The 13329-nt window shown below is 65.3% G+C and carries 12 protein-coding genes; 3 read left to right on the top strand and 9 right to left on the bottom strand.

All coding sequences use genetic code 11. The features are described 5' to 3' along the window. The first annotated feature begins 81 nt into the window (after positions 1 to 81). Positions 82 to 885: an RDD family protein gene (locus tag ACIPY3_RS05010; RefSeq protein WP_400330878.1), complete on the top strand. Its 804-nt coding sequence runs from the start codon at positions 82 to 84 to the stop codon at positions 883 to 885. Between the two features lie 3 nt (positions 886 to 888). Here the strand turns inward: ACIPY3_RS05010 and ACIPY3_RS05005 are convergent, their stop codons facing one another. The 5 genes from ACIPY3_RS05005 to ACIPY3_RS04985 all read right to left on the bottom strand — a co-directional run bounded on the left by ACIPY3_RS05005 (position 889) and on the right by ACIPY3_RS04985 (position 5468). Beyond that, positions 889 to 1713, bottom strand: coding sequence for a pentapeptide repeat-containing protein (locus ACIPY3_RS05005; protein ID WP_400330875.1), 825 nt, complete (start codon positions 1711 to 1713; stop codon positions 889 to 891). A gap of 187 nt (positions 1714 to 1900) precedes the next feature. Then, a complete protein-coding gene (locus ACIPY3_RS05000; RefSeq protein ID WP_400330872.1) occupies positions 1901 to 3121 on the bottom strand; it encodes an Ig-like domain-containing protein in 1221 nt (406 codons plus the stop codon). Positions 3122 to 3234: 113 nt separating this feature from the next. After that, positions 3235 to 4713, bottom strand: coding sequence for an adenosylhomocysteinase (gene ahcY, locus ACIPY3_RS04995; protein ID WP_400330869.1), 1479 nt, complete (start codon positions 4711 to 4713; stop codon positions 3235 to 3237). A 45-nt stretch (positions 4714 to 4758) separates the two neighbouring features. Further along, positions 4759 to 4947 (bottom strand): Trm112 family protein, encoded by a 189-nt coding sequence (locus tag ACIPY3_RS04990; protein ID WP_400330866.1) that lies wholly within the window; start codon positions 4945 to 4947, stop codon positions 4759 to 4761. Between the two features lie 113 nt (positions 4948 to 5060). Beyond that, positions 5061 to 5468, bottom strand: coding sequence for a DUF3499 domain-containing protein (locus tag ACIPY3_RS04985; protein WP_400330863.1), 408 nt, complete (start codon positions 5466 to 5468; stop codon positions 5061 to 5063). A gap of 121 nt (positions 5469 to 5589) precedes the next feature. On the opposite strand from ACIPY3_RS04985, the gene ACIPY3_RS04980 reads away from it, so the two are divergent. After that, entirely contained in the window at positions 5590 to 6108 is a 519-nt protein-coding gene (locus ACIPY3_RS04980; RefSeq protein ID WP_400330860.1) for a metallopeptidase family protein, read from the top strand. Positions 6109 to 6130: 22 nt separating this feature from the next. Here the strand turns inward: ACIPY3_RS04980 and ACIPY3_RS04975 are convergent, their stop codons facing one another. The 3 genes from ACIPY3_RS04975 to ACIPY3_RS04965 are packed head-to-tail and all read right to left on the bottom strand — an operon-like array spanning position 6131 to position 11704. After that, positions 6131 to 7813 (bottom strand): DUF5719 family protein, encoded by a 1683-nt coding sequence (locus ACIPY3_RS04975; protein WP_400330857.1) that lies wholly within the window; start codon positions 7811 to 7813, stop codon positions 6131 to 6133. Continuing rightward, positions 7806 to 11129, bottom strand: a complete 3324-nt coding sequence (locus ACIPY3_RS04970; protein ID WP_400330854.1) for a glycosyltransferase — start codon at positions 11127 to 11129, stop codon at positions 7806 to 7808. The genes ACIPY3_RS04975 and ACIPY3_RS04970 overlap by 8 nt, the downstream gene beginning before the upstream one ends. A 29-nt stretch (positions 11130 to 11158) precedes the next feature. Then, entirely contained in the window at positions 11159 to 11704 is a 546-nt protein-coding gene (locus ACIPY3_RS04965) for a WhiB family transcriptional regulator (RefSeq protein WP_400330851.1), read from the bottom strand. Positions 11705 to 12070: 366 nt separating this feature from the next. On the opposite strand from ACIPY3_RS04965, the gene ACIPY3_RS04960 reads away from it, so the two are divergent. Further along, positions 12071 to 12766, top strand: a complete 696-nt coding sequence (locus ACIPY3_RS04960; protein ID WP_400330848.1) for a TIGR03089 family protein — start codon at positions 12071 to 12073, stop codon at positions 12764 to 12766. Here ACIPY3_RS04960 and ACIPY3_RS04955 read toward each other — a convergent pair. Further along, positions 12753 to 13322 (bottom strand): GtrA family protein, encoded by a 570-nt coding sequence (locus ACIPY3_RS04955; RefSeq protein WP_400330845.1) that lies wholly within the window; start codon positions 13320 to 13322, stop codon positions 12753 to 12755. The genes ACIPY3_RS04960 and ACIPY3_RS04955 overlap by 14 nt on opposite strands. Positions 13323 to 13329: the final 7 nt, after the last annotated feature.

The raw sequence follows: 13329 nt of genomic DNA, 5'->3' as shown, positions 1-13329 counted from the left end.
GGAGCGCCGCTAGACTCGGTGAAGTGGGCCCTCTTGGCCCGCCGCAGGAGTGCCTGTCAGCATACTGGACCGGGGGACGGCTTGAGTTCGATCATCACAGGCGAGGCCGTTGTCCTTGAGTTGCGCCCGGCCTCGTTCGCAGCACGTGCGTTGGGACTGATCATCGATGTCATCGCGCACATCCTCCTGTTGATCCTCCTGATCGTCCTCCTGGGAGCTGCCGCCGGCGATGTTGATGAGGCCGCCATGCGGGCCATGATCCTGGCAGCTGTGGTCTTCACTTTCGTCATTGTTCCGGTGACAGTTGAGACCCTTACCCGGGGGCGCTCCCTGGGCAAGCTTGCTGCTGGATTGAGGATCGTCCGCGATGACGGCGGCGCCATCCGGTTCAGGCACGCTGTGATCCGGGGCCTGCTCGGATTCCTGGAGATCTACCTGACCTTTGGTGGCCTGGCCATCGGCGTGGCCCTGTTCAACGAGAAGTCGAAGCGACTGGGCGACATTGTTGCCGGAACCTACTCATTGCGTCTCCGCGTCCCTGCCGAACCGCACATTCTCGCCACGGCCCCTCCGTACCTCCAGGGCTGGGTGGCCATGGCGGACATTGGCCGCGTCCCGGACGCCACGGCCCGCAGAGCCGGAACATTCGTCCAGCACGCATACCGGATGGCCCCCGTTTCGCGGAACAACATGGCCATCGCTTTGGCCTCCGAGTTGTCGCGCTACGTCGCTCCTCCCCCGCCGCCTGGAACCAACCCCGCGGATTACATCGGGGCAGTCCTGGGCGAGCGGAGGAACCGCGAGTTCGTCAGGCTGCGGCAAGCGGAGCAACGCAACATTGCCGTAGGTGAAAGACTGGGAAAGCTTCCGTTCACGGACCGCTGACGTTCACCCCCAATGCCCGGGCCGTTCAAGCCGCGCCGGGATCAGCGTGGCACCGTTCCCTTCCGCGGCGTTGAGCTGCTGCTGGGTCAGGTAGAGGGACAGAGACACATCGGCGTTCTCCAGCCGGGCTCCGCGAAGGTCTGCGCCCAGAAGATCCACGGCCGCGAGGTCGCTCGCCCTGAGGTCCGCCGCGATGAGCACAGCTCCCCGGAGATCGGCGCCGCACAGCCGGCGGCGGGCCAGTTCCGCTCCGGCGAGGTCCGCACCCGGCCGAAGTCCGCCGTCGTACGTTCTGCTCCCTTCAGCGCCGTACGAACCCCGCACTTCCTCACTCACCTCCAGAAGAAGCCTGCGGACCTCGCCGTGGAGGCGTTCGACGTCGGCCCGCACGACGGCGGCCGGGTCACCGCCCGTGATGGCCAGGATGGTCCGCGACAACTGGAGCGCGACGTCCGCGCGTTCAGGGTCGTAGGTGCGTTGCGGCACGTCCTCCAGGTACCAGAGCATCTCATGGAGTTGGCGGACCACTTTGAAGACAGCAAACATGGACGTTCGGGCAGAGGGGTCGTCCGTCCAGCTGACGCCGCGGAAGATCTGCTGGGACACCACTTGCCCCGCACCGAAACAATCAAACACGGTGCAGCCGCTGAAGCCGCGCGGGCGCAAACGATCATGGATGGTGCAGCTGAAGTCGCCCGCCATATTGGGGCATGGTGCGGCCGCGGCCTTGTCGATGGCAAAGTCAGCCGAACGGGCGAAACCCAGGGCTGTGCAGCACAGCGCAAAGCAGTTGCCGCAGTCGGGGCGAAAGATAGGTGAAATGGTCACAGGTGCTCCAAAGGGGTGAAAAGGATCCGGGGGCAGGAGCCGGGGAACCCATCAACGGGTTCCCTAACGGGACACCCGGAATCACCACAGAGGGCAGCACGGAAGGAGGGGCCGGGGAATGGCCGGCGCCGAAAGGACTGATCAAAGAGCGCAGGAGATAATCACTGCTTCGATCTTAACAGCAGTACTAGCGTTGCGCGTAGCTCGCCCAGGGAATGTTCCAGTCCCCGAAGCCTTCAAGCGGCTCAACCGGCGGAGCTCCGGTGTTCAGGATCTGCACCACATCGCCGGTCTTCATGTTGTTGAAGAACCACGCGGCGTCCTCGGGCAGCAAGCCAACGCAACCGTGGGAAACGTTGACCCTTCCAATGGCACCCCATGCAGCTTCGAGGGCCTGGTGAACATACACTCCGGACCAGGTCAGGCGGTTGGCATACTCCACAACCAGCGGAGGGTAATACCCCTTGTCGCCGGGCTTGAGGCCGATGGTTCCAGCGTTGAAGTTCGAGTGGCGTTCCTGCTCCATGATCACTGCGTAGCCCGTGGGCGAGAGCCAGTCCTCCCCGCCGAGCGAAACGGGGGCAGTGTGTTCCAACTGGCCGTTGATGTACACGTTCATGGTCTTGGTGGTGTCATCCACCACCGCAATGCGCTGGGGTCCGGTGGTGAAGGTGGAAGTGACATTCCCGTTGCCGATCATGCCATTGCCGAAGTCCACGCCCAGCAGCTTCATGTCAACAGTGACAGTACTCCCCGACGCCCAGAAAGCCTCGGGCCGGATGCGGACCTTCTTGTCCGAATACCAGTGCCACGCCACGGGCTGACCGGAGGATACGGTAATGCCAACGCGCTTCTCCATGGCCGCCTTGTCCAGTACCGGCTCGCTGAAGTTGATCTCGATGGGCTGGCCCGATCCCGCCACCGAACCGTTCCGCGGATAGATGGAAGCATCGGCTTCGTAGGCGGCGGACACCGTGGTGAAGGTCTGGGACTTCTTGGTTTCCTTGCCGGCGGTATCCACTACGGTGAAGGAGTAGTTGTACTGCGTCTTGAACTTCAGGACTTCCAGGGTGGTCCACGTGCTGCCGTCGGCGCTGGTCTTGCCTGGAACGGGCGTGCCACCGCCCACCGGAGCGAGGACCACATCCTTGACCTTGCCGTTGACAGCCTTCACTTGCGGACCAACCACCGGGTTCCACTCAACCGCGCCGTCAAGCGGCGTGACCCCCAGTTCCACGGGCTTGGCCTCGGGAGCCGGAGCAGAAGGAGCCGTTCCGGCCTGGTTTTGCGCGGAGCCTGCCAACAGGCCCGGAACGGTTGCAACACCGATTCCGCCCGCGGCAATGGCAGCGCAGATCCCCACGATGGCAAGGATCTTGCCCGTCTTCCGCTTGGCGACTTCCGTCATGGCCCTGTCTTCCTGTCCCCCGGCAAGCAATACTGAACACCCAATTTTAGCCGAAAGGCCGGCCACGCATGGTGCGCGTCCGGCCTTTCGCTTCCGTCAAGAGCGATGTCGCCCTAGTAGCGGTAGTGCTCCGGCTTGTACGGTCCGGCAACGTCGAGGTCCAGGTAGTCGGCTTGTTCCTTGCTCAGTTCAGTGAGCTCCACGCCCAAGGCGTCCAGGTGCAGGCGTGCCACCTTCTCATCGAGGATCTTGGGAAGGACGTAGACCTGCTTTCCGTACTCGCGTTCCCCCTCGGGCTGGTCCTTCTTGGTCCAGAGCTCGATCTGCGCGATGGTCTGGTTCGCGAAGGAGTTGCTCATCACGAACGACGGGTGGCCCGTGGCGTTGCCCAGGTTCAGCAGCCGGCCCTCGGAAAGCACGATGATGGAGCGCTCGTCGCCGGTTCCGGAATCGAAGACCCACTCGTGGACCTGCGGCTTGATCTCCACCTTCTTGACGCCCTCAACCTTGGCGAGGCCGGCGATGTCGATCTCGTTGTCGAAGTGGCCGATGTTGCCCACAATCGCTTTGTTCTTCATGCCCAGCATGTGCTCGGCGAGGATGACGTCCTTGTTGCCTGTGGTGGTGATGAAGATGTCACCCTGGGCCAGGACGGACTCGAGCTTGGCAACCTGGTAGCCGTCCATGGCGGCCTGAAGTGCACAGATGGGGTCGATCTCGGTTACCACCACGCGGGAACCCTGTCCCCGCAGCGCTTCCGCGGCACCCTTGCCGACGTCGCCATAGCCACAAACGACGGCGACCTTGCCGCCCATGAGGACATCGGTGGCGCGGTTGATGCCGTCCGGCAGTGAATGCCGGATGCCGTACTTGTTGTCGAACTTGCTCTTGGTAACGGAGTCGTTGACGTTGATGGCCGGGAAGAGGAGCTTGCCCTGCTCTGCCAGCTGGTACAGGCGGTGCACGCCCGTGGTGGTCTCTTCGGTAACGCCCTCGATCCGCGCGGCAATGCGCGTCCACTTCTGCGGGTCGACGGCAAGCGTGCGGCGGAGCAGGTCAAGGATGAGGTGGTATTCCTCGGGGTCGTCGTCCGTGGCCGCGGGAACAGCGCCGGCAGCCTCGAACTCCACCCCCTTGTGCAGCAGCAGCGTGGCGTCACCGCCGTCGTCGAGAATCATGTTGGGGCCGAGTTCCGGGTTGGCGTCCGCGCCAGGCCAGGTGAGGATCTGCTCGGCGGTCCACCAGTACTCCTCCAGGGTTTCGCCCTTCCAGGCGAACACCGGGACGCCTTGCGGGTCCTCCGTGGTCCCCTTTCCAACCACGACGGCGGCAGCTGCCTCGTCCTGGGTGGAGAAAATGTTGCACGAAGCCCAGCGAACCTCAGCGCCGAGGGCCGTGAGGGTCTCGATCAGCACGGCAGTCTGGACCGTCATGTGCAGCGAACCGGCGATGCGGGCACCCTTGAGCGGCTGCGACGCGCCGAACTCGGCGCGCAGGGACATCAGGCCGGGCATTTCATGCTCGGCCAGGCGGATCTGGTGGCGGCCAGCCTCGGCAAGCGAAATGTCAGCCACTTTGTAGTCGAAAGTCATGGGTGTCCTTAGGTAGACCGTGTGCGTTTGGTGTCTGGGGCGCCGTCAGGCGTTGGCGGCGGCGAGAAGGTCCGGGGGCAAGAGGAGCGGGATGCCGTCCTCGATCGCGTAGCGGAGCTTTTCCCCAGTGTCAGCAGCCTCGGTGGACACGAGTTCCTCACCCTCCTGGAGCAGCGGTGAACTTGTCACCGGGCAACGCAGGATGGACAACAATTCAGGACTGACCTTTGGCATGGATGATGCTCCCTGGGTGGCGCCGGGCATGGCGCCGCTGGCGGACTTATCTGCAGCCTCCAGCCTACCGCGCCGGGGCAGGCCCTTCGGAGCCCGCGACGTTTTGCGTCCGGTCAGGAAGGCTCGCGGAGAACCCGCAAATGTCCGCGTCGCGTTCCCTCAACCGCGGCGGGTGGCTCCACCGGCTGGCGGTGCTGGCGTGTGGACGTTTCCGGAGCGGAATTGGCGTTGGAAGCAGCCTCGCGAACGGCATTGGCAAGCGCCAGGAGATCGTCGGGTCCCGGCTCGGGAGGCGAGCTAGGCATGGCCAGCCGCAGGACTTCCCAACCGCGGGGAACCGTCAGGGTCTCGGCATGCTGCGCACACAGGTCATAGGCGTGGGGTTCTGCGTAGGTCGCCAAAGGACCGAGCACGGCAGTCGACTCGGCGTACACGTACGTCAAAGTAGCTACCGCGGACTGGCGGCAAGCGGATCTGGAACACTGGCGAATAGCACCCACAACATCCCAGATTAGCCGCATGTGGCCCTTGGACGCCGCATTGACGGCGTGTGGCCGCGTGGATTCTGCCCCGCGGTTCCATGGTCGGCGCGGTGCCGCCCATGATGTCGCGCTGGCGGATTCCCGGGACTACAGTCGATATATGCAGTCACAGCCACATGTTCCCGGCTTCTCCATCCGGTGGACAGACGCCGAAGCATCCGGTGAGCCGGACCTTGCCGCGCCGAAGGCCAAAGGCTTCCGGACGCGCCGGCGGAACCGGCACGGTCGGGGGTTGCGAGGGGACCTCATGCTTCCCAACCTGCCCGGTTTCCGCTCCCGCTCGGAACGCTTCGACGACCTCGTGCTGGATTCCGCGGAACGCCTGCAGGACATGTGGGGCAAGCAATTGGACGGCGTGCTCTTCGCCGTGGATGAAATACCGCCAAACCTCGAAGAACTGGTGGCCGCGGCAACGCCGGCACCCATGGGCGCCTACACTCCCGGTGTCCGGGGTGCAGCGCCCATGATCACGGTGTACCGGCGCGTGGTGGAACAGACCGCCGGAACCAAGGAGGAACTCCAGGACCTGGTCCACGACGTCGTGGTGGAGTACACCGCCGAAATGCTCGGGGTGCCGCCGGAGACGCTGGACCCGGTGTACCGGCGGCGTTACCAGTAAGCCATTACCAGCAGGCCAAGGCTCAGTAGCCCACCGTGACCGGAACTTTCTCCAGGCCGGCAGCAGCGTCCTGGATGGCCAGCACGGAAACATCGGCACGGTCCTTGGTGCCAAGCAGCATGGCTCCGTAGACGGGATCGCCGGAGGCGGAAACCACGAAGCCTGCCACCGCAGCGCCGTCCGCGGTTGCCGGGAGTTCAATCAGCGACGTGGTTCCTCCTGAGATGTCGATGTCCACGGACTTCCCCACTTTCCCGTCGGCGGTGACAGGGGCGTAACTGACGCTTGCCCGCCCCTCCGGAACGCCGAAACTGAAGAAGCGCTGGCCCGAGCGGGGAACCGCCACCAGATGCTGGCTGCCCAGCCGCGCGGACGACGGCGACCAGGCAAAGTCGGTGGGCGATTCGGCCTTGGCCCCGCGTGCAATCCGGGTGGAGGCCACGAAGGAAACATCGGAACTTGCGGTCACGGTGTAGCTCCCCGCAGGCACTCCGTCCAGGTCCAGGCTGGCAACGGTGCCACCCTTGACGGTGACCACTCCCCCGTTGGGAAGCTGCCGCTCGCCATTGGCCCCGTATAGCTTCACTTGGACCACGGCATCCGTGGACCCCGGAACGGCAATCTGCAGGGCCGGCACCGCGTCGCTGAAGCCGGACTTGCCACCCAGCGCCTTCACGGCCGCCGCGTCCTGGATGTCGACGCCGGTCATCACCTGGAGGTTGGATGGTGCGGCACCCGGCGACAGGAAGTCGACCCCACCGGGAACCAGCCCACGCAGGACGCTCTGCTGGATGGTTCCTGCCACGGGACCGCCGGTGCTGCGCAAGTGGACCGCCAACTCGGATTCGTTCGGCGCGAGGCCTGCGAGGTTGACCGAGCGGGTTGTTCCCGGGGCGATCAGGAGCCCTCGGGCGCCGGGCGCCTGGATCTGCCCTTGATGGCCGAACAGGTCCAGGTTAACGGTGGCCGGGGTCTCGGAGGCGTTGCTCAGGTTCAGTACTGCAGTGCGGCCCAAGGCCGTGTTTGAGCCCAGGAGCCAGGCGTCGTTGCCGGGCTGTTGGCACTGCGCTGCGGCCAATCCCCGGAGGTCGCCGTCCGTGGCTGAGTAACTGAGGTTCGCCGACAGCGAGGCCTTTTCGTTGCCGATGGGGTCGGCGCCTACCACGGTTGGCGAATCCACGGGGCTGACGGATGCCGCCGCTGCGGCCAGCACGGGCGGACCAGGTGTGGGCGACGGTGTGCTGGTGGGGGCCTTGGCAATCTCGGCCACGTTCTTCCCGCCCAGTGCCGTGATGCTGCTGCCGGGGACGGTTCCGGCCGGGTTGCTGAGGACCACGGCATTGAGGGCGCTGGTTGCGGTAGTTGAGACCGGGCTGAACTGCGCGTCCGTCCCTACCTCCGTGCCCGTGACCAGCCGCGCCGGCTCGGGGCAAACGCCCAGGGAGCGCCCGGCGGGGACGTCTGCCTGGCGGGCTTCGAGGTTGGACCCGCCGGATGGTCCTGGAACCATGCCCGCGGCCGCCACCGCGCCGCCACCGGCGGCCAGGATGACGACGGCGGACAAGACGCCCGTGACGATGCCCTTGTTCGAACTCCGCCGGCTTCCAGCGCGCTCCTTGGACGGCTTGGGAGCTTTGGCGGATTCCGTCCGTGGCTTTCCGTGATCCGTCGTTCTTTCGACGCCGTTGTTCTGGTCGTCAGACACTGCTGTACTCCTTACGGAGGGAAACTTCGTCCCTCGACATGCCGGTGCGCGAACGGCGGGCGGGGACGGGAACGGCCAGCAGCACCGTCAGGCCGAAGACCACGGCCTGGAGGATTCCGAACCACAGCGCCCAGGGAGCCGTATAGCGGATTTCCAGCGTTCCACCGGCGGCAGGGAGCTCGAAGGCCTGGGCCCAGCCGGAAGACGTTGAAGTCAATGCCCGGCCATCCAGCCACGCGTTCCAGCCTTGGTCCGAACGCTCGGCCAGCACCACTTTCCTGCCCTCTTTACCGGCGGGCACCTCGGCATCCACGGCCACGTCGTCCGATGGCAGGGCGCCCACCACGGCTCCGTTGGCGTCAACAATGCGGACCCGGTTCATGGTGTCCGGAGCCGCAGGGCCACCGGTGTTCCGCGGAGTCACCCTCCACAACCACCCGGCGTCCGTCTGTCCCACGGCCACCAGGCCGGGAACGGCGTCGATCCTGCTGGCCGTCAGTTGGGCAGCACTGTCCGCGGCCTTGAGGACCACAAATCCGGCGGCCAGCTGTTCCAGGTCCGCCCGCGGATCAACCCCGGTGCTCGCCACGATCGTGGCCACGGCGCGCCGCATGGAAGCGGTGGCGGAATCGTCGGTAACAATCTCCTCACGGCCCGGCGCTCCGATAATCGTCCGTGCCGAGGCAATGGTGGACAAACTGTCCAGCGTGGTTCCGGAACCCCGCATGAGGGACGAAGCGAACGAGCCCTGCTCGCCACTGGTGATCACCAGCGTCCGCGTCCGCTCGGGTCCCGTACCGCGGTCGACGGCGGTGGCCGGCAACGTATCGCTGGTCACTGCCCCCACCAACCGACTGGCGCCGAGGGAACCGTTTGCCGGGGCCGCCACTGGCGTACCGCCGGTTTCCGAGGAAGGCTGCAGAATGTTCTGCGCTGTCCAGGCCGCCATCGCCGCCAAAGGACCGGCCACCAACAATGCCACTGTTACGGCAGACGCAAGGCCCCGCAACGGCAACCTCCAGCGCGTTGGGTCCGGAGCGGATCGCGGCGCCGAGAAAATCCTGTCCGCACCGATCATCGCCGCTCCCAGGAACAGCATTCCTGCGGCGGACACCGCAGGACCCGTGAACGGACCCACCAGGGCGGTGCTGTTGACGCCCGTTGCCACGTGACCTACCAACCAGCTGCTGGCCAAGGTAGCCAAAGCAACCAGCCAGAACACGCGGGCCAGGGCCGTACGCTTTCCTGGCAGGAAAAGGGCCGCCACGGCGAGCAGAAGCGTTGGAACACTGACCAGCAGGGCCAGCATGAGTGCCCAAGGCACGGGACCGGGTCCAAAGAGCGCAAGTCCGGTGAGGCCGCCGTCGGGCTTGAACGCCAGTGGCTGGCCCAGGATCTGCTGCCACAGCGGGGCGGCCGCGAAGTCCAGCGGCAGGCCGGGATCGGCAAGCAGCGAGCGGGGACGGTCCAGCGCCGAGACGGCGTAGGGGACAAAAAGCACCAGGCTGGGAAGGAGCGACCACCAGAGCGTTTTCCCGCGGGATCCCAGGACGACGGCGGCAAGCACGATTGCCACAGTGATGGGAGCCAGGAGCGATGGAGCCGCAGCGGTCACAACGGCCATGGCAAGCCCGGCGGCTGCCGCGGCAGTCCAGGATGGAGTCCCGTTGATGCCCGGCTTCCCACGCACCGGCGTCGGCCTGCGGCTGAAGGGTGCCTGGGTGGCAGTGCCGCCGATGGCCGTCCCGGTAGCCCGAAGGAGCGCCAGCAGGAGGAGCGGCATCACCAGATGGGCCAACAGGGCCCCCAGCCTGCCCTCGTTGATGGCTATCAACAGGCCCGGCGCACCGCCCCAGGCCAGGGCTGCAACGGTCCTGAACCGACGGCGCTTGGTGAGCGCGCCCACGGCAAACCAGGCGCCTACACCGGACAAGGGCATGGCCAGGACCAGGAGCCAGGCGATGGCTGAATTCCCATCGCCCCCACCGAAGAGCGAGAGAAGCCACAGGACATAGCCGAACGGGTCCCCGTGCCCGGGCAGTCCGGCGCCCAAGGAGATCCACCAACCCGAGGCGTTGTCCCACATGTCTCCGGGAGATCCGGAAACGGGCAGGAGGCCGCCACCGGCAACAACGCCGGTGCGCAACAGACCCAGCAAGCCAATCAAGCCAGCCGCCAAGGCAGTCAGCGCTGCTCCTGCGGCACCGGTCCCTACCCAGCCGCGGTCATTGGTGGCCAAGGCGGCAAAATCATCAACGGCGTCACCGCTGGGCTCGGCGGCCAGGAGATCCGAGGTGACCTGCCGGTCGTCAGCCGGGCGGATGGCCTCAAGGAGCGACCTCCTGTGGGCACGCACCTCCCGTGAGGACTTCTGCAGGCCGCGAACCAGTGACCGCTGCCGGCGCCGCGTCCTGGCCGCTGAACGGCGGGCACGGGATACAGCCACGGGCCGTGCAAGCGCGGCGAGAGTGGCGGTGAATTGCGTGAAGCCATAGCCGGGTTCCTTGAGCAGGATGCTCAGGACCAGCCGGACCACGGCGCCGAACAGGGCGCCCACGGCCTGGAACGGTACGTTCCACCATGGCGTGTGCTTGAGCCGCAAATGGATCTGGGCCTTGCGTGCTGCCGATGACGTGCCCAAGGCGTTCGGCCTGTTCTCGACGTGGAACATCCGTGCGCCGGGCACCACCACCACGCGGTTGCCGACCAGCCAGTTGCGCCAGCACAGGTCAACATCGTCGCCGCTGCCGGGGAGGGCCGGATCGAAACCTCCGAGGAGTTCCCACACGTCGCGCCGGATCAGCATGCCCGCGGAGTTCACGGCGAGCGTATCCGATCGCGGATCGTATTGGCCCTGGTCAACTTCGTCGGCATCGATCAGCGTCAACCGCTCGGCCCAGCGGCTCGTGGAAAGTCCCACGTCCACCAGGCGTCGCTCGTCGTTCCAGTCGAGCTGCTTGCACCCGGCAATGGTGACCGAGGTGGTGCGCTCCACTGCAAGCAACAACTCGGCCAGGGCATCGGGTGCGGGAGCGGCATCGTCATGCAGGAGCCAGATCCACTCCACCACGTCCGCATTGCCGTGTGCTCCTGCCGGGGCCAACCGCTGCAAGCCGGCCTGAACAGCCGCACCGAAGCCTGACTTGGGCTGGTGGTGTTCCACCACGTTCGAATCGCCGAGTGCATCCCGGAGCAGCTCTGCTGAATAGTCCGTGGATCCTGCATCAACGCCAATGGCGGCATCTGCCGAACGCGTCTGGTCCGACAGTGCCGCCAAAGTCCTGGGGAGATAGGCCCCGCCGTCGTGGGCTACCACGACGGCGGTGACGTGTACTTCCTTAAGAATTAGACTGCTCGCTTCCTCAGCCGACGGCGTTCGCGCTCGGAGAGCCCGCCCCAGATACCAAACCGTTCATCATTCGCCAGGGCATATTCCAAGCACTGGGAGCGGACATTGCACGCACCGCAGACCTTCTTGGCGTCCCTGGTGGAGCCGCCCTTTTCAGGGAAGAAGGCTTCGGGGTCCGTCTGGGCGCACAAGGCGTCCGTCTGCCAGCCAAGTTCGCCTTCATCATCGAAGTCCGCCTGGCTGGGAAGCCCGATCCACACCGGCTGTCCGGGGTTTTCGAGCGGGCGTCGAAGCTCCATGGGAGGATCGTCCACGTCATCGTCCGGACCCTCGGGTACATCGCCGATCAATGCTTCGTGTGCTGCGAGGAGGGCTGTTGCCTGGTCCTCCAAAGTCTGCTGCACGTTTTGGTTGTATCTCTCTGCCGCTTCCGGGTCCGCGGGATCCACATACCAGTCCCCTGGCACGTCCCGTGAACGGTACTTCACCGACGCTTGTTCTGCGACGACTGCATCTTCCTGGATACGCAACGCTTGCCCCATGGCGTCCCTCCTGATTTTGCAGCTGCTGCCTGGATGTTTTCCGATTCCCGATCATGTGCCCGGTCATCTGTGCAGCGGCGTTTGATTACTAATTACACGTGTGTAACTACCCGCCAGTCAAGCCGCGCCGGGATAATAATCAAGAATCTGTAGAAAAGTGGGATGCGCCACGCCCAACGTTTTCCACCCCCGCCACAACGCGGGTCAGGGAAATCGGAAGCACCGAATCACTTCAGGTGAACATCAGCGGAACTTCCGCGGAAATCCGCATCTGCGCTACATGATGCACAGGAACCTGATAAATCGCGTGTGCCGCAATTCACAGACCCACGGGACGCCGTCCGCGGGCCGTGACAAGATTGAGCCATGAGCATCCCGGCAGCGAACCTGATGACCACCCTGCGATCCGGCCACGCCACCTCCCCCAGGCTCACGTGGTACGGCCCCGACGCCGAACGCGTGGAACTCTCGGGCCGGGTTTTGGACAACTGGGTAGCCAAGACCAGCAACCTTCTCCAGGACGAACTGGACGCCGAACCCGGCATGGCCGTGCGGCTGGACCTGCCGGCCCACTGGAAGTCGTTCGTATGGGCCTTGGCCGCCTGGCAGCTGGGCATGGAGGTGGTGCTGGACGGTTCGGACGCCCACCTTTTGGTGACCAACGAGCCCGACGGCGGCGCTGGCGCCGGCTTCGATGCGGTGGTTGCCGTACCCCTCGCCGCACTCGCCATGCGTTGGCCCGGTGAGCTGCCTGCCGGCGTCGTGGACTACGCGGCTGAAGTGCGCTCCCACGGGGACGTTTTCATGGCGCACACCGAGGGTTCGGCCGACGATCCCGCAGTGCGCGGCACGTCCCCGTGTGCCCACGAGGCCCTGATGGATGGCTTCGCAGCGGCGCAGGAGCCCGGCGTGCGCCTGCTGGTTCGCGCGGCCGAAGGCTTGGAGCCCGGGCTTGCGGCCGCTTTGGGCGCCTGGAACCAGGACGGTTCAATTGTCCTGGTTCACCCGGATGTGGACGTCACGCAGCACCTGCTGGAGAACGAGCGCGTCAGCCGTTCTTGATGGACGGTACCTCGCCCGTCGGCGGCCCTGCGCTGCCCGACTCGGCAACGCTTGCCTTTGCCTTGTGGTGGACCTCGATGAGCTCGTGGTCGTGGGAGTAGGCGGGCTCCTGGTCGAGCTCCTTGTTGAAGACCAAGAAGCGGTAGGCAAAGAAGCGAACCACGGTGGCTACGAGAATACCCGCCACGCCTGCGGCAAACAGGAGGTTCTTGTCAGTGACTCCCAGACCGTAGTTGGCAATGAACGTAAAACCCGTCGAGATACCAATGCCGATTCCGTTGATGATCACGAACATCACGAACTCCCGCAACACGTTGTCTTGCCTGCGGTGGCGGAAGGTCCAGAAACGGTTGGCAATCCAGGAAAAGATCGTAGCCACGACTGCACCGGCAAATCGCGCCTTGGATGGGCTGTCCGTCATAGGGCCATGCATCAGGTAGTACGTCAGCCCGTTGTCGATGACGAACGCGATACCACCAACAGCCCCGAACTTGGCTACTTCGCGCCAAAAGAGCGAGGCAAGTCCGCGGATGCGATCTGCAAGTGTGGTGATCATGACCCTC

Origin of the sequence: Paenarthrobacter sp. NPDC089714, from assembly GCF_044748905.1 — a bacterium.
GTDB lineage: Bacteria > Actinomycetota > Actinomycetes > Actinomycetales > Micrococcaceae > Arthrobacter.
This window is presented reverse-complemented; position numbering and strand designations above follow the sequence as displayed.